Source organism: Veronia nyctiphanis (genome assembly GCF_004116385.1).
Lineage (GTDB): Bacteria > Pseudomonadota > Gammaproteobacteria > Enterobacterales > Vibrionaceae > Veronia > Veronia nyctiphanis.
Window position 1 is genome coordinate 1 of sequence record NZ_PEIB01000025.1, and the last position, 25,352, is coordinate 25,352.

24 protein-coding genes, 1 rRNA gene and 3 pseudogenes are annotated in these 25,352 nt (G+C 50.5%); 15 read left to right on the top strand and 13 right to left on the bottom strand.

Annotation, left to right across the window (positions count from 1 at the left end; genetic code table 11):
- A 16S ribosomal RNA gene (locus tag CS022_RS17075) occupies positions 1 to 128 on the bottom strand; the annotation flags it as partial.
- A 680-nt stretch (positions 129 to 808) separates the two neighbouring features.
- On the opposite strand from CS022_RS17075, the gene CS022_RS17080 reads away from it, so the two are divergent.
- Positions 809 to 1,351: a gamma carbonic anhydrase family protein gene (locus CS022_RS17080; RefSeq protein WP_129123300.1), complete on the top strand. Its 543-nt coding sequence runs from the start codon at positions 809 to 811 to the stop codon at positions 1,349 to 1,351.
- Here CS022_RS17080 and CS022_RS17085 read toward each other — a convergent pair.
- The 4 genes from CS022_RS17085 to CS022_RS17100 are packed head-to-tail and all read right to left on the bottom strand — an operon-like array spanning position 1,344 to position 3,981.
- Positions 1,344 to 1,607, bottom strand: coding sequence for a DUF1488 family protein (locus CS022_RS17085; RefSeq protein ID WP_129123301.1), 264 nt, complete (start codon positions 1,605 to 1,607; stop codon positions 1,344 to 1,346). The two genes, CS022_RS17080 and CS022_RS17085, sit on opposite strands and share 8 nt — an antisense overlap.
- Positions 1,608 to 1,637: 30 nt before the next feature.
- A complete protein-coding gene (gene aroE / locus CS022_RS17090; protein WP_408057258.1) occupies positions 1,638 to 2,480 on the bottom strand; it encodes a shikimate dehydrogenase in 843 nt (280 codons plus the stop codon).
- A 3-nt stretch (positions 2,481 to 2,483) separates the two neighbouring features.
- Positions 2,484 to 3,401: an oxygen-dependent coproporphyrinogen oxidase gene (gene hemF / locus CS022_RS17095; RefSeq protein WP_235869572.1), complete on the bottom strand. Its 918-nt coding sequence runs from the start codon at positions 3,399 to 3,401 to the stop codon at positions 2,484 to 2,486.
- 22 nt (positions 3,402 to 3,423) lie between these two features.
- The gene (locus CS022_RS17100; protein ID WP_129123304.1) at positions 3,424 to 3,981 is read right to left on the bottom strand and encodes an L-threonylcarbamoyladenylate synthase; all 558 of its coding nucleotides are present in this window, start codon (positions 3,979 to 3,981) and stop codon (positions 3,424 to 3,426) included.
- A 224-nt stretch (positions 3,982 to 4,205) separates the two neighbouring features.
- Here CS022_RS17100 and purE point away from each other — a divergent pair, with 224 nt between their 5' ends.
- Positions 4,206 to 4,691, top strand: a complete 486-nt coding sequence (purE, locus tag CS022_RS17105; protein ID WP_129123305.1) for a 5-(carboxyamino)imidazole ribonucleotide mutase — start codon at positions 4,206 to 4,208, stop codon at positions 4,689 to 4,691.
- 3 nt (positions 4,692 to 4,694) lie between these two features.
- Positions 4,695 to 5,825, top strand: a complete 1,131-nt coding sequence (locus CS022_RS17110) for a 5-(carboxyamino)imidazole ribonucleotide synthase (protein WP_129123306.1) — start codon at positions 4,695 to 4,697, stop codon at positions 5,823 to 5,825.
- 44 nt (positions 5,826 to 5,869) lie between these two features.
- On the opposite strand, the gene CS022_RS17115 is transcribed toward CS022_RS17110, so the two are convergent.
- The 5 genes and pseudogenes from CS022_RS17115 to CS022_RS17130 form a co-directional block, all read right to left on the bottom strand.
- Entirely contained in the window at positions 5,870 to 6,451 is a 582-nt protein-coding gene (locus tag CS022_RS17115) for a DNA topoisomerase family protein (RefSeq protein ID WP_129123307.1), read from the bottom strand.
- A 38-nt stretch (positions 6,452 to 6,489) separates the two neighbouring features.
- The gene (locus CS022_RS17120; RefSeq protein WP_129123308.1) at positions 6,490 to 6,963 is read right to left on the bottom strand and encodes a DUF494 family protein; all 474 of its coding nucleotides are present in this window, start codon (positions 6,961 to 6,963) and stop codon (positions 6,490 to 6,492) included.
- A gap of 2 nt (positions 6,964 to 6,965) precedes the next feature.
- Positions 6,966 to 7,319 (bottom strand): DprA-like winged helix domain-containing protein, encoded by a 354-nt coding sequence (locus tag CS022_RS28205; protein WP_408057259.1) that lies wholly within the window; start codon positions 7,317 to 7,319, stop codon positions 6,966 to 6,968.
- Positions 7,296 to 8,065: pseudogene (gene dprA, locus CS022_RS17125) on the bottom strand (DNA-processing protein DprA); the annotation flags it as partial. The gene CS022_RS28205 and the pseudogene dprA, both read right to left, overlap by 24 nt.
- A 3-nt stretch (positions 8,066 to 8,068) precedes the next feature.
- A complete protein-coding gene (locus CS022_RS17130; RefSeq protein ID WP_129123309.1) occupies positions 8,069 to 9,073 on the bottom strand; it encodes a LysM peptidoglycan-binding domain-containing protein in 1,005 nt (334 codons plus the stop codon).
- 118 nt (positions 9,074 to 9,191) lie between these two features.
- Here CS022_RS17130 and def point away from each other — a divergent pair, with 118 nt between their 5' ends.
- The 5 genes and pseudogenes from def (at position 9,192) to CS022_RS17155 (ending at position 14,937) form a co-directional block, all read left to right on the top strand.
- A complete protein-coding gene (gene def / locus CS022_RS17135; RefSeq protein ID WP_129123310.1) occupies positions 9,192 to 9,704 on the top strand; it encodes a peptide deformylase in 513 nt (170 codons plus the stop codon).
- Between the two features lie 9 nt (positions 9,705 to 9,713).
- A complete protein-coding gene (gene fmt, locus CS022_RS17140; RefSeq protein ID WP_129123311.1) occupies positions 9,714 to 10,658 on the top strand; it encodes a methionyl-tRNA formyltransferase in 945 nt (314 codons plus the stop codon).
- Between the two features lie 77 nt (positions 10,659 to 10,735).
- Positions 10,736 to 12,016 (top strand): 16S rRNA (cytosine(967)-C(5))-methyltransferase RsmB, encoded by a 1,281-nt coding sequence (gene rsmB / locus CS022_RS17145; protein WP_129123312.1) that lies wholly within the window; start codon positions 10,736 to 10,738, stop codon positions 12,014 to 12,016.
- Positions 12,017 to 12,064: 48 nt separating this feature from the next.
- A pseudogene (trkA, locus tag CS022_RS17150) lies at positions 12,065 to 13,471 on the top strand (Trk system potassium transporter TrkA); the annotation flags it as partial.
- A 21-nt stretch (positions 13,472 to 13,492) separates the two neighbouring features.
- Positions 13,493 to 14,937, top strand: a pseudogene (locus tag CS022_RS17155) (TrkH family potassium uptake protein).
- A gap of 17 nt (positions 14,938 to 14,954) precedes the next feature.
- Here CS022_RS17155 and trhA read toward each other — a convergent pair.
- A complete protein-coding gene (gene trhA / locus CS022_RS17160; RefSeq protein WP_129123314.1) occupies positions 14,955 to 15,605 on the bottom strand; it encodes a PAQR family membrane homeostasis protein TrhA in 651 nt (216 codons plus the stop codon).
- A 163-nt stretch (positions 15,606 to 15,768) separates the two neighbouring features.
- On the opposite strand from trhA, the gene CS022_RS17165 reads away from it, so the two are divergent.
- The 4 genes from CS022_RS17165 (at position 15,769) to CS022_RS17180 (ending at position 19,425) form a co-directional block, all read left to right on the top strand.
- On the top strand, positions 15,769 to 16,023 hold the full coding sequence (locus CS022_RS17165) for a hypothetical protein (RefSeq protein ID WP_129123315.1): 255 nt from the start codon (positions 15,769 to 15,771) through the stop codon (positions 16,021 to 16,023).
- A gap of 230 nt (positions 16,024 to 16,253) precedes the next feature.
- Positions 16,254 to 17,681, top strand: coding sequence for a cytochrome c oxidase accessory protein CcoG (gene ccoG / locus CS022_RS17170; RefSeq protein ID WP_129123316.1), 1,428 nt, complete (start codon positions 16,254 to 16,256; stop codon positions 17,679 to 17,681).
- A 111-nt stretch (positions 17,682 to 17,792) separates the two neighbouring features.
- The gene (locus CS022_RS17175; protein WP_129123317.1) at positions 17,793 to 18,779 is read left to right on the top strand and encodes a serine/threonine protein kinase; all 987 of its coding nucleotides are present in this window, start codon (positions 17,793 to 17,795) and stop codon (positions 18,777 to 18,779) included.
- A gap of 31 nt (positions 18,780 to 18,810) precedes the next feature.
- Positions 18,811 to 19,425 (top strand): thiol:disulfide interchange protein DsbA/DsbL, encoded by a 615-nt coding sequence (locus CS022_RS17180; protein WP_129123318.1) that lies wholly within the window; start codon positions 18,811 to 18,813, stop codon positions 19,423 to 19,425.
- Positions 19,426 to 19,483: 58 nt separating this feature from the next.
- On the opposite strand, the gene CS022_RS17185 is transcribed toward CS022_RS17180, so the two are convergent.
- Positions 19,484 to 20,395, bottom strand: a complete 912-nt coding sequence (locus tag CS022_RS17185; protein ID WP_129123319.1) for an acyltransferase — start codon at positions 20,393 to 20,395, stop codon at positions 19,484 to 19,486.
- A 147-nt stretch (positions 20,396 to 20,542) separates the two neighbouring features.
- Positions 20,543 to 22,075, bottom strand: a complete 1,533-nt coding sequence (locus CS022_RS17190) for a YifB family Mg chelatase-like AAA ATPase (protein ID WP_129123320.1) — start codon at positions 22,073 to 22,075, stop codon at positions 20,543 to 20,545.
- Between the two features lie 411 nt (positions 22,076 to 22,486).
- On the opposite strand from CS022_RS17190, the gene ilvG reads away from it, so the two are divergent.
- The 3 genes from ilvG to CS022_RS17205 are packed head-to-tail and all read left to right on the top strand — an operon-like array spanning position 22,487 to position 25,351.
- Positions 22,487 to 24,133 (top strand): acetolactate synthase 2 catalytic subunit, encoded by a 1,647-nt coding sequence (gene ilvG, locus CS022_RS17195; protein WP_129123354.1) that lies wholly within the window; start codon positions 22,487 to 22,489, stop codon positions 24,131 to 24,133.
- Positions 24,130 to 24,381, top strand: a complete 252-nt coding sequence (gene ilvM, locus CS022_RS17200) for an acetolactate synthase 2 small subunit (protein WP_129123321.1) — start codon at positions 24,130 to 24,132, stop codon at positions 24,379 to 24,381. Before ilvG ends, ilvM begins: the two co-directional genes overlap by 4 nt.
- A gap of 31 nt (positions 24,382 to 24,412) precedes the next feature.
- Entirely contained in the window at positions 24,413 to 25,351 is a 939-nt protein-coding gene (locus CS022_RS17205) for a branched-chain amino acid transaminase (RefSeq protein ID WP_129123322.1), read from the top strand.
- Position 25,352 lies beyond the last annotated feature (1 nt).

Below are 25,352 nucleotides of genomic sequence, written 5' to 3' on the forward strand. Positions count from 1 at the left end.
CCCAGCCATTACTCACCCGTCCGCCGCTCGACGCCGAAGGTGCAAGCACCTTCTCGTTTCCGCTCGACTTGCATGTGTTAGGCCTGCCGCCAGCGTTCAATCTGAGCCATGATCAAACTCTTCAATTAGAATTTTGTTGTTATCCGAAGATAACGGCTCAATGAAATACTGTTGTGTTTTGTCTCCACTTTTAAAAAGCAGAAGCAAAACGAATTGACTGTGCCGATATAACCGAAGTTATTTCGTTTGGTCACTCAGTAAACATTGATAAATCTTTTTGTCTATCATTCACGAGTGCCCACACAGATTGCATAGGTCAAATTGTTAAAGAGCGTTGACTTGTGAAGCGTTGCTTCAGTAGGTCAGGGCTGCGTATGTTACGCTGTCCGACGTTTAAGTCAAGAAGTTATTTTGAGATTTTTCAGTGTTGCTGTCGCAACCCTCAAAACACCTTGTTGACTTGCCTCAACCCGGGATAGCTACTGGCTTTTTCCGTTGAAGCGGGCGGCCATTTTACTGATTCAAACCAGCGCGTCAAGCACTTATTTTTCATCAATTTTGCAGGCCATTTTCGCCGTACCGATTCGGTGCGTTTGCGTGTTAGGCAGTGCGCTCCGTGTCGGTGAGGCGGCATTATAGGGAGGTCACAATTCTTAGCAACCCCTTTTTTGTGTTTTTTACGGCAAAGCGGTGCGTTTGACCATTTTTCACCCAAAACAACACATTTTGGTGTTTTTTCGTTCAATTATTGCACCGGATAACTTGCCAATATAGGCTTGGAAGAACAAATAGAAGATAGGACATATTCATGGAAGCAGATGTACGCCCCTACAAAGGCATTACGCCAACTCTTGGTGAGCGTGTTTACATTGATAGAACCGCAGTATTAACCGGAGACATCACACTCGGTGATGACGCCAGTATCTGGCCCTTGGTCGCCGCACGCGGAGATGTCAATTCTATTAAGGTGGGAAACAGAACTAACGTACAGGATGGTTCAGTCCTGCATGTGACTCACAAAAACGCCGAGAACCCTGATGGTTACCCTCTTATTATTGGTGATGATGTGACAGTGGGCCACAAGGTAATGTTGCATGGGTGCACCATTGGAGATCGTGTTCTCGTCGGTATGGGGGCGATTGTTCTCGACGGTGCGGTGATTGAAGATGATGTGGTGATTGGCGCAGGCAGTTTAGTTCCTCCGGGTAAGATGCTGGCGTCGGGCTACCTGTATGTTGGCAGCCCGGTGAAACAAGCCCGTCCTTTGAAAGATGAAGAAGTGGCTTTTCTTAAGAAGTCATCAAGCAACTATGTTCAGACAAAAAATGATTATCTGAACGAAGCTAGCTGATCCACACCTCACCTTGCTGATTGAAGTCTTCGTCTTCAATCGCCGCTTCGGCAGCGTCTTCAAGATCAAACCGACATTGATTGAACGCTGCCAACACTTCACTCTCAGCATTGAGGCTATTTCCTGTCTGCCTTTGCAGCCAATCCACAGAGACAAAACAAGGGATCAACGCGCCAGAGGACTGAGCCGGAAAAGCAACAGCCTCTCTTGTGACGTTATAAGTTTGCTGATCAGGAAATAAAATACTTTGGTTCATTTGATTGAGTTACCGAGTTTCAACATATCACTATGCCAGTGACTGCCTAAGCGCAGATAAGACCCTTTGCGTTTCTGGCCTGACACCACGCCAGACATAAAAACTTTCAGCGGCCTGACCCACCAGCATCCCCAGACCATCTATGACCTGCTTGGCGCCTTGCTCACGGGCCCACTGGTTACTAGACGTTTCGCCCACACCATATGCCATGTCATACATCACTGTGGTTGAGCCAATAGTGTCAGCATCAATAGCCGGGCGTTCTCCACTGAGACTGGCAGCGGTCGAGTTGATGATCACATCGAACTCTCCTTCAAGCGCGCACATTTCACAGGCTGTGATCTGACTTTGGTGAGATTTAGCATGCACATTGAAGCTTTCCGCCAAAGCAACAGCTTTACTGGCAGTACGGTTGGCAATGATGATTTCTTTTGGCTGATGGGCCAAAAGAGGAAGGATAACGCCTCTTGCTGCACCACCCGCGCCGATAAGTAAGATTCGTGCCCCTGTAAGCGCAACATCATGATCGAGCAAGTCAGCAACAAGACCCTGTCCATCTGTGTTGTCACCAAGAATACTGCCGTCATCCATCAGCTTTAGCGTATTTACTGCGCCCGCTAACCTAGCTCGCTCAGTCAGTGTCGTTGCAAACTGATAAGCCTCTTCCTTGAAAGGCACGGTGACATTACAGCCTTTTCCGTTGCCAGCAAAAAACGCCGACATGGTGTCAACGAAACCGTCTTTTGCGACTTCCAGTTTTTCATAGGTCAGCACTTCGCCAGTGCTTTTTGCAAACTCGGCGTGGATAAACGGTGATTTACTGTGATTGATTGGATTGCCAACCACCAAATATTGATCTGTCCCTGACATGATTGGTTACCACTCCCGAGGGGTTAAAAATTCTTCGTATAATCTTGCTTCCGGCGAGCCTGCTTCCGGTTCATAGCAATACTCCCAACGGGCCATGGGTGGCATAGACATCAGGATGGACTCGGTTCGGCCTCCACTTTGTAAACCAAACAAGGTGCCTCGGTCATACACCAGATTAAACTCAACATAACGACCACGTCGGTATAGCTGAAAGGCACGCTCCTTTTCACCGAACTCAGTGTCTTTGCGTTTGGCGACGATCGGCAGGTAGCCATCAAGGTAACCAAGCCCTACCGCTCGAATGTAGGCAAAGCTATTTTCAAATCCCCATCCATTTAGGTCATCAAAGAATAAGCCGCCAACACCACGGGTCTCGTGACGATGAGGAAGGAAGAAGTAACGATCGCACCATGCCTTATGTTCTGCATATACGTCATCACCGAAAGGCTCGCACAACGACTTGGCAACCTGATGCCAGTGCGCGCAATCCTCTTCGACAGGATAAAACGGTGTTAGATCGAATCCGCCGCCAAACCACCAGACAGGTGCTTCACCCTCTTTTTCAGCGATGAAGAAGCGGACATTAGCATGAGACGTTGGCACATGAGGGTTATTCGGGTGCACAACTAAGGATACTCCCATGGCTTCGAAACTGCGGCCAGCCAACTCGGGGCGGTGCGCTGTCGCCGATGCAGGCATTTTATCGCCAAATACATGAGAGAAATTGACGCCCGCCTGCTCAAACACCGCACCATCGCGCAAGACACGGCTACGTCCACCACCGCCTTCCTGACGCTCCCAGCTGTCTTGCTTGAAACTGGCCGCACCGTCTTCCTGCTCCAGTGCCTGACAGATAGTATCCTGCAATGAAAGCAGGAAAGCTTTAACCTGTTCTTTATTTACCTGATTGGTCTGGTTCTGCACGCTCATTCCTTAATTAGCATCCTTATCCCTGACGTAAAATATTACCTGTCAGTGCATCACGAATTTCAGTCGGCTTGTCACGGTTGCCTGTCTTTCCATCAAAGACTGTTTTGACACGCTCTGCCAGATGCAGCTCAACATCAGCGACTGACATACACGGTGGCTCACCGGCAAGATTGGCACTGGTAGACGTAATAGGCTTACCAAACGCCTGGCAAAGCGCCTGTACATCCGGATGATCGGATACTCGGACCGCAACAGTATCAAATTGGCCGCTTACCCATGATGTGACTTTCTCACCCTTTGGCATCACCCAAGTCACCGGGCCAGGCCAGCTGGCTTTCACCTGTTCTTTCACCGAATCAGGCAACTGCGACATATCGATATAGCCATTGAGTTGTTCAAGGCTTGCTGCAATCAGTATCAGTCCTTTGGCCTTCTGCCTGTCTTTCACCGCCAGCAACGCCTCAATGGCGCTGCTATCATCCGGGTCACAGCCCACGCCGAATACGCCTTCAGTAGGGTAAGCAATCACCTCACCACGACGCAACGCCTCAACGCACTGTTCTACATTTGCCACCACTATTCTCCGCAGATTTGTTTCTCTTTGCGCCATACTATGACTAATTTTGCCGCATCAACTCAATATATTTCCATTTTCTGGTCAATCAGCAGACAGTTTCTACGGCCAATCACCAAGCGATATCAGAAAAACAGGTGACGCAAACGTTTTCCCTACGATTTTTTGCCGATATAATGACGTCTCAAAATTGAATGCACACTCGGCAGTAACAGGAGCAGTTAATGAAAGTCGGCATCATCATGGGTTCAAAATCGGATTGGCCAACCATGAAAAACGCAGCAGACATGCTGGATCACTTTGGTATCGCGTACGAAACTCAAGTGGTTTCTGCTCACCGCACGCCCCAGCTGCTTGCGGATTATGCAGGTGCTGCCGCTGAGCGTGGCATTCGCGTCATTATTGCTGGTGCCGGTGGCGCAGCGCACCTACCAGGTATGACTGCAGCCTTTACCAGCCTGCCAGTACTTGGTGTTCCGGTTCAGTCCCGCGCCCTGAAAGGAATGGACTCGTTACTGTCTATTGTTCAAATGCCAAAGGGCGTTGCAGTCGGTACGCTGGCAATTGGTGATGCCGGAGCTGCCAATGCGGGTTTACTGGCGGCGCAGATTTTGGCAACCAGTGATGATGCGCTGATGAAGAAAGTTGATGCATTCCGCGCGAACCAGACTGAAACCGTACTGGCCCACCCAGATCCGTCGGTGGAGTAATTCATGAATGTATTGATTCTCGGTGCAGGCCAGCTAGCACGTATGATGTCTCTGGCTGGTGCTCCTCTTAATCTTCATATTTCCGCCTTCGATGTGAACTCAGGCAACACGGTACATCCGTTAACACGTGAAGTACTTGGTCAGGGCCTCGCCTCAGCGATTGAACGTGCTGATGTCATCACAGCAGAATTTGAACATATCGCACCAGATATTCTTGAGCAATGTCAGGCCAGCGGTAAGTTTCTCCCCGGTGCAGAGGCGATCCTCACAGGTGGTGATCGTCGCATTGAGAAATCCGTGCTCGATAAAGCCGGAGTCAATAATGCGCCTTATAATGTCATTAATCAGCGTGAAGATTACGATGCGGCTATCAGCAAGCTCGGTCTGCCTTTGATCCTGAAAAGTGCGCTGGATGGCTACGACGGAAAAGGTCAGTGGCGCATTAAAAGCACTGAGGATGTCGAGGCGACGTGGCAAAGTGTTGAAGCCTTTTTGGCCGACGCCGATGACAGACAATGCGTGATTGCTGAAACCTTTATCCCGTTTGACCGCGAGGTATCGCTTATTGGCGTGCGCGGTGCTAACGGTGATACCGCCATGTACCCGCTGACAGAGAACATTCATACCGACGGCATACTGAGCGTATCCGTAGCCGCTGACGATAATCACGCGCTTCAGCAACAGGCAGAGCAGATGTTCAAAGCTGTCGCGGATGCACTGAATTATGTTGGCGTGCTGGCTATCGAGTTCTTTGATGTGGACGGCACACTGATGGTCAATGAGATCGCACCGCGCGTTCACAACTCTGGCCACTGGACCCAGCAGGGTGCCTGGGTTTGTCAGTTTGAAAACCATCTGCGAGCAGTGTGTGGCTTACCATTGGGTGATACTTCGCGTGTTGCACCAACAGCGATGATCAACATGGTCGGGCACGTCAATGTGCCACAAGCGATCATGTCGGGCTGCCACCTGCATTGGTATGACAAAGCACCTCGTCCGGGGCGGAAAATTGGCCATATCAATGTAACAGCGGCAAGCCGCGAGGCACTGGCGGAGCAGCTCACTACACTGAGCCAAGCACTCGATAGCACAGAGTTTCCGGCTGTAAAAGAAGCTGCCGAACGCCTGCGTTGATAGGGTTAAATCAAATTGAAAAAACCGACTGAAAGTCGGTTTTTTTATGCCTCTGATTCAGTCTCAGACTGTCGCTGCTGGCACTTACGGCTGGCACATTGTTTATAGTTGCCATTCGCCGATTTCTTCTCCACGAGCAAACCAAAGCCGCAAGCCTCGCATGTACCCTGAATCGGCGTTTGATTGACGGCAAACTTACACTTCGGATAAGCATCACAAGCATAAAAGGTTTTGCCATAACGCGATTTACGCTCGGTCAGTATGCCCGAACCACACTCGGGGCAGGATATTGCACTTTCCGCCTCACGTGGCTGACTTTCGCGTTTCTCGATGTGCTGGCATTTCGGGTATGCCGAACAACCAATAAACATACCAAAACGGCCCTGACGCAACACAAGCTCGTCCCCACATTCAGGGCAAGGCAGGCCAAGCTCTTTGACGACGTGGCCGTCGTAATTATTGAGCGCTTGGGAGTAATCGCAGTCAGGGTAACTGCTGCATGCTTTGAAAGGGCCACGTTTGCCGTGACGAATTAAAAGAGCACTGCCACATTCCGGGCAGTGCTCTTGAATTTCGGGTCGCTTTTGCGATTCAGGAAACAGTGACTGGTCTATTTTTCTCGCCAAAATGAAAAAACCTCAGACATTAGGTCGAACCCATGCACTCAGTGCACGTACTCATCACCCACATCGTACAGTAATTCTTCCATTTGGTCATAGGCACTCTCGTTGCCCGGTACATTGAACAGTACCATCAGGATCACCCACTTCAGATCTTCCAATGCAAAATCCTGTGCATCCAGCTCCATGACACGATCAATCACCATTTCACGGGTTTCTGGTGTTAACACCTTCATTTGCTCCAAAAAGATAATGAAGCCTCGACTTTCAGTATCCAGTCGCTCCATTTCTTTTGGGGTATAAATGCGCATTGCGGTAAGCGCACTACCTGTCAGATAAGGATTCTGATCGGCATCTTGCAACAGTGCCAGCTTCTCAAGCCATGCAAGCGCCTTATAGATGTCTTCTTGATGAAATCCGGCCCTGGACAGTTCATCGGCCAATTCATCCTGGTCAACCATCAATTCCACATCGCTGTGGATGTAGGTTTCAAACAGGTACATAAGAATGTCCATCATGGCTAGCCCCTCCTCGTTCTGACATAGCCACCGGGTACTGCTGATACAAAACCCTGTAACTCAAGCTCTAACAACTGCATCATAATTTCGTGTACGGGTTGATCGCAGATTTCAGCAAGCACGTCTACACATGTTGCCTCATTTCCTACGTTAGCTAACAGATGAGGAAATGGCAATTCTTCTTGCTGCTCTGAGCCCGGTGCTATTTCGATTAGGTGATTAATTGCACAATTCGACAAAATGCCCGTCTGCGATAAGACATCCTCAACAGACTCAACAAGATACGCACCCTGTTTAATAAGACCATTGCTTCCTTGTGCGTGTGGGTTGTGGATCGAACCCGGCAGGGCAAACACATCACGCCCTTGTTCCAACGCGCACCTTGCGGTGATCAGCGAGCCACTTTTGAAAGCCGCTTCAATCACCAATACCCCAGAAGATAAACCGCTGATTATACGGTTACGTTTCGGGAAAAAGGCGGCTTTGGGCGGTGACCATGGCCAGAACTCTGAAACCAGCGCACCACGCTCCGTAATCTCCCCTGCCAGTGATATATGGTGTTTGGGATAGAGATTATCAAGCCAGAGCCCAGAACTGCGATCGTGATTCCATCTGCATCCAGCGCACCGCGATGCGCTCGGCCATCAATACCCAAGGCAAGACCACTCGTAACCACCAAGTTATTCTTAGCGAAGTCAGCGCCAAACTGTCTTGCCAACGTCAGCCCCTCATGACTGGCATTGCGGCTGCCCACCATCGCTATTTGTGGCAGTGACAGCACATCAGGATTGCCTCTTATAAACAGAACAGGAGGAGGCGATGATATTTGACGAAGCAGATAAGGATAACGTGGGTCGGTTAAAGGAAGGATATGATGGCCGGGGTTGTCGAGCCATCGCCGACACTTTTCCCATGCCACTGACTCTGGCTGACGAAAGCTCGCAACCTGCGCCTCGCTGAGCCCCAACGCGCGCAATTGCTGAGGATGCATAGAGAGCAGTTGTTCAGGTGACGCATGGCTCAGCAGCTTGCTGAGCTTTTGCCCACCCAACCTTGGCACGGCAGACAGCCGTATCCAACTCTCCAGCGAGGCCTGAGTCATAATTTATTTTGGGCTGCTTATCGGTAAATCGCCGCTGAGCGGCTTTTCAGCTTCCATCACCACAGCAAGGCTAAAGTGAGAATAAGGCTTCACCACCATCAGCGTACCAATCTGCCAACCGGGTAATGACTCAGCATCTTTCTCGTCAGAATAATCGAAGTTGCCTTTCGCTGAAGAAACCGCAGCACCTTGCTCGTTAATTGCCAGCGTGTGGCCTGCCGACAATCCGTCTTCCTCACCGCGGTCGATGACGACAACCTGACGAATACCGACATAACGGCTGCCGTAAAGATGACCAATCATACGACCATCAATACCTTCCGAGGCGGGCTTGGGATAGAACACCTTATCCTCTTCCGACATAAGCTTAGGAAGGAGAATATCGTTTGCTTTGACTTCACGAGAGATATTGCTCAGCTTGACCTTGGCTCTGCCATCGCCAGCCGCGACAACCTTAGCAGAGGCGATGTGCTTCAGACTGCTGACACTGGCAGTATGTTCGCCAAGTTCTCGGTTAAATCCGGAAACCGGACGATAGACTTCCCATTCAGGTAAGGAAAGCTCTGTATCTATATAGACGGCTTCACGACCCGTAAAGTATTGACGCCCATCCGGCGACCCCATGACTTTCGGCGCTAACGCCAGTTCGGCCTGACTGATTAAAGCATCAGATTCAAGGTAAGGCGTCATTAACGCTTTTCCGAGTGCCTGTAGCGGCGTCAATGAGTTACCTGCATTGGTTTTCACCAACTGTGGCTCACCGTTGTGCCACACCAAAGACAGCGTGTCTCCGGGATAAATCAGGTGGGGGTTTTTGATGTCTGGGTTTTGCTTCCAAAGCGCTGGCCAGTTCCAAGGCTTTTCGAGATAGAGTGCAGAAATATCCCAAAGCGTGTCGCCTTTTTTCACGACATAGGTGTCGGGCGCAGTATCAGATAAGGTGACTGCCGCAGCAGCCTGAAATGAAAGCAGTCCTGCAACCCCTGCCATGAATAAGTTTTTAAGCATTGGATGTCCCTAAAACCAGACTAACAGCGGAGATGCTGTCATTTGGGTTGCAAAATGTCTAGAATTAGGCCAACCAGACAATGCCGGATACGGCACAGTTCAAGATTTAGAAGAGATTATGAGCGTATTGCAAGTTTTAACCTTTCCGGATGAGCGCCTGCGGACTGTCGCCAAGCCAGTGGAAAGCGTCACCCCGGAAATTCAAAAAATTGTCGACGACATGCTGGAAACCATGTACGAAGAAAACGGCATTGGACTGGCTGCCACGCAGGTAGACATTCATCAGCGTATCGTCGTGATTGATGTATCAGAAACCCGCGACGAGCCGATGGTGCTGATCAACCCAGAGATCATTGAAAAGCGTGGCGAAGACGGTATTGAAGAGGGCTGTCTGTCAGTACCGGGGTCACAGGCATTGGTTCCTCGCGCGGCAGAAGTCACAGTAAAAGCGCTGGATCGCGACGGCAACAAGTACCAGTTTGACGCCGACGACCTGCTGGCTATTTGCGTGCAGCACGAGCTGGACCATCTGATGGGTAAGTTATTCGTCGATTATCTGTCTCCCCTCAAGCGTCAACGCATCAAGCAGAAACTCGAAAAAATCAAACGCGCCAGCCAGAAAGCCAGCTAGAGGTTTCCATTGAGCCAGTCACTGAAAATTATATTTGCCGGTACACCGGATTTCGCTGCCAGCCATTTGGCGGCTTTATTGTCTTCACACCATGAGGTTGTGGCGGTTTATACCCAGCCTGACCGCCCGGCAGGCCGAGGTAAGAAACTGACACCGAGCGACGTTAAAGCGCTCGCTGTTGAGCACAACCTTCCGGTTTATCAGCCTGTCAGCCTCAAAAATGAAGAGGCGCAGCAGGAGCTGGCAACGATTGACGCCGACATTATGGTGGTGGTTGCCTATGGTCTGATTCTACCCAAAGCCGTGCTCGACACACCTCGCCTCGGCTGTATCAATGTTCATGGCTCTATTTTGCCAAAATGGCGCGGGGCGGCACCTATTCAGCGTGCTGTTTGGGCTGGCGACAAAGAAACGGGTGTCACCATCATGCAGATGGATGAAGGGTTAGATACAGGAGACATGTTGAAAATCACCCGTGTTGACATTGACCCACAGGAAACCAGCGCGTCTCTTTACCAGCGTCTGGCAGATATAGGGCCGCAGACATTGGTGGAATGTCTTGATGATATCGCTGCAGGCAAAGCTGAAGCCGTCAAACAAGATGATGCACTGGCAACCCATGCCAAGAAGCTCAGCAAAGAGGAAGCCCGTATCGACTGGCAACTGTCTGCTGTCGAAATTGAGCGCTGTATTCGCGCGTTCAATTCATGGCCGATGAGCTACTTTACGGTCGGCGACAATAACGTCAAAGTCTGGGCTTCAAAGGTCACAGATGGCGAAACAAGCGAAGCACCGGGTACGGTCATCGCCACCAGCAAACGTGGTATTGACGTCGCAACTGGTGAAGGCGTGTTATCGCTGACGTCACTGCAACCACCGGGTAAGAAAGCCATGTCGGCGGCAGATATTCTTAATGCCCGCCGCGATTGGTTTGAAGTCGGCAATACGCTGTAATTCCAAGGCCAGCCCTTCTGCTGGCCTTCTTGTTTTAACACCCGGCAGCCATGTCCGGGTCTGTCTAAGGTGTAACCATGAACGTGAGAGCTATGGCCGCAAAGGTCATTTTTCAGGTTGTCGATCAGGGTCAGTCTCTAACGGCCGTCTTACCCAAAGCCCAACAACAAATCGCTGACCGCGATGGCGCGCTGCTGCAAGAAATCTGTTACGGCGTTCTGCGCTGGCTACCACGACTGGAAGCTATCACCCAGTCCCTGATGGAAAAGCCACTGACAGGGAAACAACGCGTTTTCCATCACCTGATTTTGGTTGGCCTGTATCAGCTGAACTACATGCGTGTGCCCGCCCATGCGGCAGTGGCAGAAACCGTGAACGCCACCAAACCGCTGAAAAAACCACAATTGCGCGGCTTGGTGAATGCCGTTTTACGCAACTATCAACGTGAACAAGATGCGCTGAACGAGAAAGCAATCAGCCATGATGCCGGACGCTATGGTCATCCGGGCTGGCTTTTGAAGTTACTGCAAAATGCTTATCCGGACAGCTGGCAGCAAATTGTTGACAGTAACCACCAAAAAGCGCCGATGTGGCTGCGGGTTAATAGCACGCATCACAGTCGCGATGAGTACCTCAATCTTCTGAACGCCGAAGGCATTGAAGGCGATCCTCACCCAGAGGCACACGATGCTATCAGGTTGGCCTCACCGTGTGATGTCACCAAATTACCGGGCTTTGAGAAAGGTTGGGTATCTGTGCAGGATGCAGCCGCGCAGCTTTCCGTCAATTATCTGCAGCCACAGGCGGGCGAGCTTATCCTCGACTGTTGCGCTGCTCCCGGCGGTAAGACTTGCCATATTCTCGAACATCAGCCTGACGCAAAAGTCGTGGCGATTGATGCTGACGCAAACCGTCTGACCCGTGTTGAAGAAAATCTTAGCCGTTTGAACCTGAATGCCGACGTCATTTGTGGCGACGCACGCTCTCCTGACAAGTGGTGGCAAGGTGAAGACTTTGACCGGATTTTGCTGGATGCTCCCTGCTCGGCAACAGGCGTAATACGCCGCCATCCTGATATCAAATGGCTCCGCCGTGCAGATGATATTGAACAATTGGTCACACTGCAGGCAGAGATATTCGACGCAATGTGGCAAAAGCTCAAACGCGGTGGCACGCTGGTGTATGCAACTTGCTCTGTAACGCCTCAGGAAAATGCTGAACAAGTGAAAGCATTTTTGGCGCGACATGACGACGCTGAACTGCACACTGGTGATGCGGAGAACCCAGGACGCCAAATTCTCCCCGGGCAGGATGACATGGACGGCTTTTACTACGCCGTTTTGCAAAAACAGGCTTAACTGTAGATAAGAGCAAGCGCAGCAAATGCATAGCGTGTTTCGGCTGCGCTATCGAAACAGAGGTTTCAGACAGAATATATGAAAATCATCATCTTGGGTGCAGGTCAGGTTGGCGGTACGCTTGCAGAAAATCTGGTTGGCGAGAACAACGACATCACTATCGTTGACCGCGACCCCGAGCGTCTCCGTGAATTGCAGGACAAGTACGATCTTCGTGTTGTTCAGGGCTATGCCAGTCACCCGTCAACTCTGCTTGAAGCAGGGGCACAAGATGCGGATATGCTGGTTGCCGTCACCAACTCTGATGAAACCAATATGATTGCTTGTCAGGTTGCGTTTAGCCTGTATAACACACCAAACCGGGTGGCCCGGATCCGAAGCCCTCAGTATCTGGCGGTCAAAAAGCAACTCTTCCAAACCGAAGCTTGCCCGGTCGATCACCTGATTGCACCGGAAGACTTGGTGACCCGCTATATTCATCGCCTGATTGAGTACCCCGGTGCGCTTCAGGTGGTTAACTTTGCCGATGAGAAAGTCGGTCTAGTTGCTGTTAAAGCCTACTACGGTGGGCCTCTGGTTGGTCATGCCTTGTCCGCACTACGTGAGCACATGCCGCACATCGATACCCGGGTGGCGGCTATTTTCCGTCGGGACCGTCCTATCCGTCCGCAAGGCACCACCATCATTGAAGCCGATGATGAAGTCTTTTTCGTGGCAGCAAGTAACCATATTCGCTCCGTAATGAGTGAGCTGCAGCGACTCGAAAACCCCTACAAGCGAATCATGATTGTCGGCGGCGGTAACATCGGCGCGGGTCTCGCCAAAAGCCTTGAGCGGGCATATAGCGTTAAACTGATTGAGCGCAACCCCCGCCGTGCTGAGCAGCTTTCCGAGATTCTTGAGAACACCATCGTGTTTTGCGGTGATGCATCCGATCAGGAGCTTTTAAGCGAAGAACATATCGATCAAATTGATGTGTTTATTGCGGTTACCAATGAAGACGAAGCCAACATCATGTCAGCCATGCTGGCGAAAAAACTCGGTGCCAAGAAAGCCATGGTACTCATCCAGCGCGGTGCTTACGTAGATCTCGTTCAGGGCGGCACCATTGATGTGGCAATCTCACCACAGCAAGCGACGATTTCGGCGCTGCTAACTCACGTGCGTAAGGCCGACATCGTCAACGTATCGTCCCTGCGCCGTGGCGCTGCAGAAGCCATTGAAGCTGTCGCACACGGCGACGCCACCACCTCAAAAGTAGTTGGACGCGCAATCGGCGAAATAAAGCTTCCAGCAGGCACCACCATCGGGGCGATTGTACGCGGCGAAGAAGTGCTTATCGCACACGACAAAACCGTCATTGAACAGGATGATCACGTGGTGATGTTTTTGGTGGACAAGAAATATATCCCTGACGTGGAGAGGCTGTTCCAGCCAAGTCCGTTCTTTTTATAACCTGACAGACGTCATCCAAACATGGTTAATTTTAAACCTGTCTTATTTGTTATCGGGCTGGTCTTATCTAAGATCGCCCTGTTCATGTATGTACCGACCATACTGGCGCTGGCAACCGGGACGCCCGGCTTTCTGAGCTTTGCACTGGCGGTTACCATCACTCACTCTGTTGCCTTTTTGTGCCTCACACTCGGAAAAACCCGAGACTTTCGCCTAAATACCAGAGAGATGTTTTTGCTGACCACCATGGTGTGGATCATTGCCAGCGCATTCGCCGCGCTCCCCTTTGTGTTCATCAATCACATCAGCTTTACCAATGCCTATTTCGAGACCATGTCGGGGATCACTACCACAGGGTCGACCGTATTGAGCGGGCTTGATAACATGGCGCCAGCATTTTACTTTGGCGCTCAACACTTCAGTGGCTTGGCGGTATCGGGTTTATCGTGATGGGTGTGGCGATATTGCCTTTTCTCAACGTCGGCGGCATGAAGCTATTCCACACCGAATCATCCGACTGGTCAGCTAAATCAAGCCCTCGCACCAAAAGTGTCGCCACCAGCATTATGACGGTGTACGTATTGCTGACGCTGCTATGTTTTATTGCGTACTGGATGACGGGTATGACGGCGTTTGAGGCGGTGAATCATGCGCTGACCACCCTCTCTACTGGCGGATATTCGACGTCTGACGGCTCAATGAATCATTTCTCCCACGCGGCACACTGGGTTGCTGTTGTATTTATGTTTGCCGGCGGCTTACCGTTTCTTATCTTCATTCAGGCAATGCGCCGCAAGACACTTAGAGATTTACTGGGCGATGCACAAATCCGCGGCTTCACCAAGCTGGTTGTTTTCACCAGTGCGCTGGTGGCTATTTGGCTGGTGACCAAGCAGGGGTATGAAATCGATGATGCGGTGCGCGTCTCGCTGTTCAATATCATCTCCGTGGTCACATCAACTGGCTTTGGCCTTGACGACTTCACAGCATGGGGACCTTTTACCTCGGTCGTTTTCGCCTTCATGATGATCGTCGGTGGCTGCTCGGGCTCGACGGCAGGTGGTGCCAAAATATTCCGATTTCAGGTTGCCTTTGCCCTGTTGCGTAAACACATCAACCAACTGGTTCACCCATCCGGTGTGTTTGTGCAGCGCTACAACCGACGTCCGGTGAATGAAGAAATTGTCCGTTCTGTTGTGGCTTTTGCGATCACCTACTTCATTACCATTTTGGTGATCGCGATGATTCTGGCAGCCACCGGGCTTGATGGGATCACCAGCATGAGTGCCTCCATGACTGCCGTCGCCAACGTAGGGCCGGGTCTGGGACCAATTATCGGACCGACAGGGAATTTTGCGGAATTGTCCGATACCGCTAAGTGGGTGTTGAGCCTTGGGATGTTAATGGGAAGGTTAGAAATTCTGACCGTATTGGTACTGCTGTTTCCAGCATTCTGGCGCGATTAACGCGCCAGAGCATTTCATTAGCCTTTTACCACATAAAGGTAAACAGCAAAGAAGTGAAGCACGGTGCCGCCGAGTACAAACAGGTGCCAAATTGCGTGATTGAAGGGGATGGTGCGTTTGACATAGAAAATGACGCCAAGTGAATACACCAGCCCGCCAAGCGCAAGCAGAACCAACCCTCCTGTTTCCAATGACAGGTAGAGCTGATATATCACCACCAGCGACAACCATCCCATCGCAAGATAGGTCACCAATGACATCGTTTTGAAGCGATAAACGAAAGCCACCTTACCGATAATACCAATCAACGCCAATGCCCAGATGATACCCATCACCCACAAAGCCAGTGTGGTTCCGAGGCTAACCAGCATAAACGGGGTATAAGTTCCCGCAATCAGCAGGAAAATCGCGCAATGATCGAACGTTTTGAGCGCCCGTTTGGCTTTCTCAAAAGGAATGGAGTGGTAAAGGGTCGATGCCAAATAAAGCACAATGATGCTTGCACCGTAAATACTGTAACTGGTGATCGCAAGGCCACTGGCATTGTTATTTAGCGCCGTTGTCAGCATTAAAACCAGTGCAACGATACCAAAAACAATACCCAGTCCATGACTAATACTGCTCGCCACTTCCTCTTTGACCGAGTAACCCGCTGTTGCTGTCGCCATAGTATGTGCCTGTTTAGGTAATCAACAATTTGAGTATGTCATAGCCTAGTTACAAAAATAAGAGTTTTTACTCTTCAGTGATGGCAAGGTTTCATACTCTCAAAAGTGGTATTTCACCGTCAGCTTATTTTTACAGTTCTGAATTAACAAAAAACAGCAAACGATGCTTTTTTCACCAACCGTATTTTGCTACATTCCGCGCGTAAATACACGTATTGAGCCAATAACAGGATGCTGTGCTCACTTTATTCACCCCACCACGGAATGGTTGTTTAGAGAGAACATCATGCAACCCATATTTGCCCGTCCACATCGCCAGCTGCCGTCTCCGTCTCGACGTCGCCCTGCCGCGTTTGCCCGTACAGGTAATAAACAGGATCTTCACGCTACAATCGCCCTGATCCGACCGGCACAGTAATTCCCGCACAGGCAGCAGTCCTTTCTGCTGAAAAAGCCCTGCACGGCACCTGTTGCAAACCAGATAAACGCTGCTTTTGTGCCAGAAAAACAGCGTATCTTTGACTTCATCGGCTACTGATTAACCACATCTGATATATACTCGCCAGTCTATTATTAAAGCGATGTCAGCAACGAACTGGCATACATTTGCATCCCACGGACGCAGTCCGTACTCCAAGGAAAGCAAAGATGAGCGAGGATAACATCGACGTTAAAAACGTCAGCACAACACGCGATAAACCCAAAACACATAATACCGGCGGTGACCGTTTCAACCCCAGCAATCGCATCTACGTCCGTGCGATGACAGGCGTCTATCAAAAACTCCGGCAGAAGATGGGCTGGCTGTTTATGCTGCTATTTTTATTGATCCCATGGGTTCCCTTCGGCGACAGGCAAGCCATCCTGCTGGATATCGGGAATCAACAATTCAATATTTTCGGCACCACACTCTGGCCACAGGATCTGACCTTGCTGGCCACCATTTTTGTGCTCGGCGCGTTCGGCCTGTTTTTTGCGACGACCTTTCTTGGCCGCGTCTGGTGCGGTTATCTCTGCCCGCAAACGGTCTGGACCTTTATCTTTATCTGGTTTGAAGAAAAGTTCGAAGGCCCGGCAAACAAAAGGCGAAAGCAAGATGAAAAGCCTCTCTCCGCTGAACTTATCGGCCGAAAGACCCTAAAGCACCTTGGCTGGTTGAGCGTATCTTTGGTTACCGGACTGACATTCGTTGGTTACTTTGTTCCCATCAAAACGCTGACACTGGAATTCTTTACTGCCAGCACCACCTTCTGGACCGGGTTTTGGGTCATTTTCTTCTCGGCGTGTACCTACGGGAATGCAGGTTGGATGCGCTCCATCATGTGTCTTCACATTTGCCCTTATGCCCGTTTTCAGTCCGTGATGTTCGACAAAGATACCTTTATCGTCGGCTACGATGAACAACGCGGTGAATCACGTGGCCCAAGATCGAAAAAGCAAGATCACAAAGCTCTGGGGCTCGGTGATTGTGTCGACTGTAATCTGTGTGTGCAGGTGTGTCCGACTGGCATTGATATCCGCGATGGGCTGCAATATGAATGCATCAATTGCGGCGCCTGTATTGATGCCTGCGACCATACCATGGACAAAATGAACTATTCGAAAGGGCTTATCAGCTATACCACTGAACACAAACTGAGTGGCCAGAATACCGATATCATGCGTCCTAAACTGCTGGGTTATGGGGCAGTATTGCTGGTCATCGCCGGATTCTTTATGTTCCAGATAGCGTCGCTGCAACCGATGGCACTCGATGTACTGAGAGATCGCGCTCAGCTATCCCGAACTAATGTCGAAGGGCTGGTGGAGAACACCTACACCCTGAAAATACTCAACAAAACCCAGCAACCGGAAACCTATCGGCTGTCAGTGAAAGGTATTGAGAGCATTGAATGGTATGGCAAACAACAAGTGACTGTCGATGCAGGCGAAATCTTCGACTTACCGATCAGCCTTGGCGTCGACCCTTACGAAATGGAAAAGCCGATCGTGACCATCTATTTCGTGCTAGAGCGAGAGTCTGGTGACAGCAAAAAGCGTATCGAGACCGAAAGCCGATTTATCGGCAAGCTGTGAGCAAACACCTTGGCCTGCAAGCCGGGGCCTCCCATAAGGCTCCGGTTTTCAATCACACGCACCGCCACATTCTGATACCATCAGAGCATCACCCAAATAAAAACTCATACTATGAGCCAAGCCCAGTTTACCTTCGATCAACTCACGCCAGATATGTTGCTAAATGCACTGGAGTCTGTCGGTGTGCGGCCAGAGTCTGGCCTGCTTCCCCTTAACAGTTACGAAAACCGCGTTTATCAGTTTCTGGCTGAAGATCAGAAACGCTACGTGACAAAAATATATCGCCCACAACGCTGGAGCGATGCACAAATTCAGGAAGAGCATGACTTTGCGTTTGATCTCGAAGACGCCGAGGTGCCTGTCGTTACGCCAATAAAACGTGACGGAGAGAGCATCTTCCATTATCAGGGGTATGCGTTTGCCCTTTTCCCAAGCGTTGGCGGCAGAAGTTTTGAGGTCGATAACTGGGACCAGTTGGAGATGGCAGGCCGATACCTTGGCCGTATTCATCAAATTGGCAGCCAAAAATCTTTTCAGCATCGCCCTACCATGTCACTCGACGAATATCTGTATGCCCCGCGTGAACTGCTGCAGCAAAGCGACTTTATTCCTTCGCACTTAGAAAATAGCTTTTTTGCCGATCTGGATCGTCTGATCAATGAGCTCAGTTCGCGCTGGCAACCTGACGTTGAGATGATCCGACTGCACGGTGATTGCCACCCGAGTAACATCCTTTGGCGTGACGGCCCGTTTTTCGTCGATCTTGACGATGCACGCAATGGCCCTGCGGTGCAGGATTTATGGATGATGCTCAGCGGCGATCGCAATGAGCGAACAGCGCAGCTCGATACCTTAGTTGAAGCCTACAACGAATTTCATGATTTCCCGAGTGCACAACTGCCAATGATAGAAGTACTGCGCGGGTTACGGATGGTTTACTACATGTCATGGTTAGCCAGACGCTGGCAAGACCCTGCATTTCCGCGTGCATTTCCATGGTTTGCTGATGCAAAATACTGGGAAGGCCAGGTACTTGGCTTCAAAGAACAATTGGCGGCTCTTGAGGAGCCACCACTTTCGCTGTCACCACAGTGGTAACAGCCTGATGCGTCTACGGAGAAACCCGACAATGCTAAAAAAACTGATCGTCCTTTTCTCGATGGCTTTCATCGCCTTCTCTGCCCACGCAGAGCGCTTTAAAGCGGGAGAAGACTACCAAGTGCTGGAAATGGCTACGCCACTGTACAGTGATAACTCACCGTCAGTAACTGAGTTCTTCTCTTTCTATTGCCCGCACTGTTTTCGTAATCAGGCGCTGATGGACGCGCTGGAGCCAAAACTGCCTGAAAACACCCGCATCATCAAACAGCATGTCTCTTTCATGGGCGGAAAAATGGGCCCTGAGCTCAGCAAAGCGCTGGCCGCAGCTGAACTTTTAAAAGTCGATGACACAATGATCCCAGTGATTTTCGAGCGCATCCATAGCCAACGCAAGCCACCACGTTCGGCAGAAGAGGTTCGTCAGATGTTTCTGGATAACGGTGTCGATGCGAAGAAGTTTGATGGCGTGATCAACAGCTTTGCTGTCAACTCAATGGTTGCACGCTTTGATAAAGCATTTGAAACAACAGGCCTGACAGGCGTGCCGGCAGTAATTGTGAACGGCAAATACTACCTGACACCAAAAACCATCAAGTCCCTTGATGAATATGTTGAGCTGGTTGATTTTCTGCTTAAAAAGTAATGGTCAAACACACCAGACAAAAAAGGAGCCAGCGGCTCCTTTTTTATTGCGCAAGGTGTCAGTGCTGTACCACCGTTTCACCTTTCGGTAACTTTTCTGCCTCGCCGTACACCACATCCAACTCTTGATCTTTTCTCAGCCAGATTGCATCGAGCCACTGCCTAAATTCGCGCTTAGCGCCCTTTTCGTTGAGATGATCGCCAACCATCGCCTCGTTAACAGGCAGGGTCTCTATTCTCACGACGATTCGCTTCATACGACCAGCAATTAAGTCCCTGAACGGGAACGCCTGATTGTCAGGATAGGCAATGGTTACATTCACAATATTACTGAACTGATCGCCCATAGCACCCAAGGTGTAGGAGATGCCCCCGGTTTTAGCAGGCAAAAGATGAGAGTAAGGAGACTTGGCTGCCTGCTGCTTTTCTGTGGTGAATCGGGTGCCTTCAACGAAGTTAACGACTGTGGTCGGCGTATCTTTAAACTTCGCACACGCACGACGGGTGGTGCTCATGTCCTCGCCACGCTTTTCGGGATGTTTGTGCAAATAACTTCGCGAGTAGCGCTTCATAAACGGCATATCTACCGCCCAACAAGCCAGCCCAAGAAACGGAATATAAATCAGCTCCTGCTTCATGAAAAACTTGGCCATCGGAATGCGATTTCGAAACGTGCAGTAAATCACCACGATATCGGCCCAGCTAAGATGATTAGCTATCAGCAGGTACCAGCCGTCTTTCGACAGCCCCTCACCGCCCTGCACATCCCACTCAAGATCCCTAGACGTTGCGTTTATCAATCGGTGATTTAGCGTACTCCATGCCCACATAATCTGGTGACAGGCACGGGTGATCTGCTTACGCAAACGCGGAACGGGCAGCGCCGCTTTAATCAGTGCCAACACACATATCAGCAGAGAACTGACAGCGGTATTCAGACACACCAAAAAAATGTTAATGACAAAAATCACAATTACTTCCCGATAAATCTCGTTGAGTGCAATCTAACGAATGACCGGGAATAATACTGTTTCAATTTATAAAACACCATTCAAGTAGCCTGATTTTGTGTTGTCAAAATAGCCTTGAATATGCTTTTCACGTCGCAAAATGTGTAATTAACTGGCCAATTCAGCAAGTTGTTTCATCAATCTGTCCATCGCGCGATAGCCAAGCGCTTCAGCAAGATGCGCACGACTGATGTGAGCTTCACTATTTAAATCCGCAATGGTTCGCGCCACTTTTATGATTCGGTGATAGGCGCGGATTGAAAGGCCAAGTCGGTGAAGCGCCGTTTCAAGAAAATCCGCATCATCGCGCGACAAATGACAATACTGCTCAATCTCACGGCTGCTCAGAAGGCTATTCACTTTGTTCTGTCGCTGTATCATCCGGTCACGCGCTTCAGCCACCCGCTGGCGGACTTTATCCGTAGGCTCCCCCCTATCACCGCCATCCGCTAGCGTTCCTCTTGGTAACGCTGGGATCTCAATCGATAAATCAAAGCGATCGAGAAACGGCCCAGATAATCGGTTCAGATAACGCAACACTGTCTGTGGGTTTGAGCGCGCCAATGGGCCATCATGATGGCCTGTTGGGCTGGGGTTCAGCGCGCCAACTAGCTGAAAGCGCGCTGGGAAGCAAGTCTTGCCGTTAGCACGAGATATAATGATTTCTCCAGACTCGAGAGGCTCACGCAACGAATCAAGTACCTTTCGCTCGAACTCCGGTAGCTCGTCCAGAAAGAGAATGCCGTTGTGTGCCAGCGATATTTCACCGGGCTTAGGCTGACTGCCCCCACCGACCAATGCTGCCATTGAACACGAATGATGCGGCGTGCGAAAAGGACGTTTGCGCCAGTTACTTTCATTCAGTCGCTGGTGGGTAAGAGAAGTTACGGCGGCAGTTTCCAGCGCTTCTTCATGATTCATTGGCGGCTGTAAATCTGGCATTCTGGATGCAAGCATGGTCTTGCCTGTTCCGGGAGGCCCTAAAAACAGCACATTATGGTTCCCAGCAGAAGCTATCTCCAACGCCCTCTTGCCTTGATGCTGACCAATAATATCGCTCAGGCAGCGTGGGTTTGGGTCAACCTCGGGTTCGTCTTCGCTCTGGGTATCCTCATGAAGCTGTAATTGCTTCTGTCCACAAAGGTACTGGCAGACAGCAATAAGATCGGGTGCAGAGACATGTAAATCTCTGCCGACTAACGCCACCTGTGAGCCATTGTTATCCGGCACCACCAACATGCGACGGTGGTTTTTGGTGGCGACAGCAGCAGGAATTGCACCACTCACAGCCCGAAGTTGTCCTGACAACGCTAGCTCACCAATAAATTCATGCTGTTCCAACCTGGTCATAGGCAGCTGCCCAGAGGCGGCAAGAATGCCAAGGGCGATAGGCAAATCAAAGCGGCCCCCGTCTTTTGGCAGATCGGCCGGGGCTAAATTTACCGTGATACGTTTGGATGGAAATTCAAATCCTGAATTCACAATTGCGCTTCGAACCCGGTCTCTGGCTTCCTTTACCGTGGTCTCTGCCAGCCCAACCAGGGTAAATGCAGGGAGCCCGTTACTGATGTGGACCTCCACCGTCACCTGAGGGGCGTTAACACCAATGCTGGCGCGGCTTTGGACAATCGCTAATGTCATAACAGGCACTCACTTATTGTTATCAAATATGAAACAAAATGAATATTAGTCATGCATTAAGCTAGAAAGAGAATGACATTTCGATCACTTTTTACTTGTCATGCGACCGATGTCTGTGATAGTTGTTACAGTATAAGAATGCAAAACAACCAAAAGTTGATTCAATCTCAATGAAACATCTGAACCTGGCTCTAGTGATTATTATCTCAATTATCGTGGTGGTGATACCGCGAGGGGCTGGCTCAGGCAAACGGTAAACAAAGAATTGCAAACAGCCCCCGCACCCAAAAGGTCCGGGGGCTTTTTTATAGCCATTCAAGCAGTAAAAGGAAGTGGGCGAATGGAAACAAAGCACAACGCATTACCAGCATCGACGGATGCTGACAATCACCCGAAGGGGGCAGCATGAGCATGACAGGAGCGCAGCATGTTGTCGCCGCATTGCGGCAACAGGGCGTATCAACAATTTTTGGTTATCCGGGCGGTGCGATCATGCCCGTTTACGATGCGCTTTACGACGGCGGCGTAGAGCACATACTCTGCCGTCATGAACAAGGCGCAGCCATTGCTGCCATCGGTTACGCCCGCTCAACAGGCGATATCGGTGTGTGTCTGGCAACATCCGGACCGGGTGCGACAAACCTCATTACTGGCCTTGCTGATGCAATGCTTGATTCCGTCCCTGTTGTTGCTATTACAGGCCAGGTTGCCAGCCCACTTATCGGCACCGACGCATTTCAGGAAATTGACGTTCTCGGTCTTTCTCTTGCCTGTACAAAACAAAGCTATCTGGTCACTGACCCTTCAGAGCTGACGTCCGTTCTTGCTGAAGCATTTGCTGTTGCCAAAGAAGGCCGCCCGGGCCCGGTTTTGGTCGATATTGCAAAAGATGTGCAGCTTGCGCCTATCGGACAGGATGCTGCCGAGCCTGTCGTTTTACCAACCTTACCACTTCCTGAACTAACCAGCTTTGAACAGGCCAATGCTCTGATTTCTGCCAGCGAGCGTCCGGTGGTCTATGTCGGTGGTGGCGTACAGATGGCCGATGCCACTGACACACTTCGCGAATACCTGGCCCATACCAAGATGCCTGCGACCACCACCTTGAAGGCTCTAGGTACGCTTGACCCAGCTTATGACTACCACTTGGGTATGCTGGGTATGCACGGAACAAAAACTGCCAATTTAGCCGTTCAGCAATCAGACTTATTGATTGCCATTGGCGCACGTTTTGATGACCGAGTAACAGGTAAACTTGATACCTTCGCGCCACACGCAAAAATCATCCATATCGATATTGATGCCGCTGAATTTAACAAGCTCCGCCGTGTTAACGTGGCACTGCGTGGCGAACTCAACGAAGTGATCCCACATCTGGGTGAGCCGACTGACATCAGCCAATGGCAAACCGATGTGAAAACGATGCTTGGCGATTTCGGCTGGCGTTATGACCACCCGGGCGAAGCCATTTTTGCCCCGCTTCTGCTCAAGCAACTGTCAGAAACCATGCCGGACAGCACGGTTGTCAGTACTGACGTTGGTCAGCATCAAATGTGGGTGGCACAGCATGTCAGTCCACGTCGCCCAGAAAACCTGCTGACATCTGCGGGCCTTGGCACCATGGGCTTCGGATTACCTGCCGCCATGGGGGCCAAGGTTGCCCGCCCTGATGATCAGGTTGTGCTGGTTTCTGGCGATGGTTCTTTCATGATGAACGTGCAAGAACTCGGCACATTAAAGCGTCGCGGTATCCCGGTTAAAATTGTCCTGCTCGATAACCAGCGTCTGGGCATGGTTCGTCAGTGGCAAGAGCTTTTCTTCGAAAAACGCTACAGTGAAACCAACCTCTCAGATAATCCGGATTTCGTGAAACTGGCGAGCGCCTTTGATATTCCGGGTAAAACCATCACGCGCAAGGAAGAAGTACAACCTGCGCTGGAAGAAATGCTGAACAGTGAGACAGCTTACCTGCTGCATGTTCAAATCTCTGAGGAAGAAAACGTGTGGCCTTTGGTACCACCCGGTGCAGCGAACCAAGATATGCTGGAGACAACATGAGAGAAAAACATACACTTGTTATAGATGCGCATGACAAGCCTGAACTGGTTGAGCGTATTCTCCGCGTTGTCCGTCACCGTGGTTTTACGCTAAGAACATTGGATATGCACCATCGACAGGATGGTGAGAACAACGTACAAATTCGTCTGACAGTTGAAAGTACGCGGTCGATTGACACGCTTTATCATCAACTGGACAAGTTATGGGACATAACCCAAGTAAGATCAGCGTCCCAGCAAGTTGAATAGCTGGACTAAAAAATAAAAAGGACTACAACAAATGGCAAACACTTCGGAATTTATCTGGTCGAATGGAGAGCTGGTCCCTTGGCATCAAGCCACGGTGCACGTACTGTCACACGCCCTACACTACGGCACCTCAGTTTTTGAGGGGATCCGCTGCTATGACACGCCAAACGGCCCCGTGGTGTTTCGTCACCGTGAGCACATGCAGCGCCTGAAAGACAGTGCGAAAATCTATCGTTTCCCTATTCCTTACAGCGTTGATGAGCTAATGGAAGCATGCCGTGAAACGCTGAGAGCAAACAAACTTGACTCCGCATACATTCGCCCACTTGGCTTCGTTGGCGATGTCGGTCTGGGTGTTTGCCCGCCACCAGAAACCAAAATGGACTTGATCATTGCAGCGTTCGCATGGGGTTCATACCTGGGTGAAGAAGCGCTGGCGAACGGCGTCGATGCCATGGTATCAAGCTGGAACCGTGCAGCACCAAATACTATCCCTACCGCGGCAAAAGCGGGAGGTAACTACCTTTCGAGCTTGCTGGTAGGCGGTGAAGCACGTCGTCATGGCTATGCCGAAGGTATCGCTTTGGATGTTCGCGGCTACCTGTCAGAAGGTGCAGGTGAAAACCTGTTTATGGTCAAAGGCGGTGTGATATACACGCCACCAGCAACCAGTGCTATTTTGCCGGGCATCACTCGTGACACCATCATGGTTTTAGCCCGTGAAGCTGGCTACGAGGTTCGTGAAGAGCCGATCGCACGTGAAGCCTTGTACCTGGCTGATGAAGTCTTTATGACGGGCACAGCGGCAGAGATGGTGCCTGTTCGCAGCGTTGACCAAATTGAAGTGGGTAACGGCAAGCGAGGTCCTATCACTGAAGAGCTGCAATCTGCATTTTTTGGCCTGTTTAATGGTCAGACAGAAGACAAATGGGGCTGGCTCGATCCTGTTTCCCCTGACGCCTCAAAATAAT